This is a genomic window from Dyella sp. SYSU CM1112, assembly GCF_058216415.1.
On record NZ_JBZEGI010000073.1, the window covers coordinates 1 to 410 of the forward strand.

The window sequence follows — 410 nt, forward strand, 5'->3', positions numbered from 1 at the left end:
CTGTGGCGCGAGACGATCGCCGCGCCCTTCAATCAGTCCTTCAACGGGCGCTATCCGTTTTTCGATACGCAAGCCGATGCCTCGCTGGCGGAACTGGGCCGTTTCATCCGTCCCGATTCGGGCGTGATCAGCCGCTTTCTGACCACCCAGCTGGCCGGCGTGGTGGGACAACAAGGCGATCGTTGGGTGCCGAATGGCCTGGCGCCGCAGGCGCTGTCGTTCGATCCGGCGTTCCTGCCGGCGATGGATCAGTTGTCGGCGCTGGGCGCGCATCTGTATGCGCAAGGGGATGCGGGGGAACACTTCGACCTGATGGCCTTGCCGACGCCGGTGGTGACGCGCACGGCCTTGACGATCGACCAGCAGCAGATCGTGTATTTCAACCAGCCCGAAGCCTGGGCACGCGTGGC

1 protein-coding gene is annotated in these 410 nt (G+C 64.9%); it reads left to right on the forward strand.

Features of this window, described 5'->3' with window-relative positions:
* A partial coding sequence (locus AC4HNJ_RS21670) for a hypothetical protein (protein WP_490481693.1) occupies positions 1-410 on the forward strand: 410 nt, incomplete at both ends.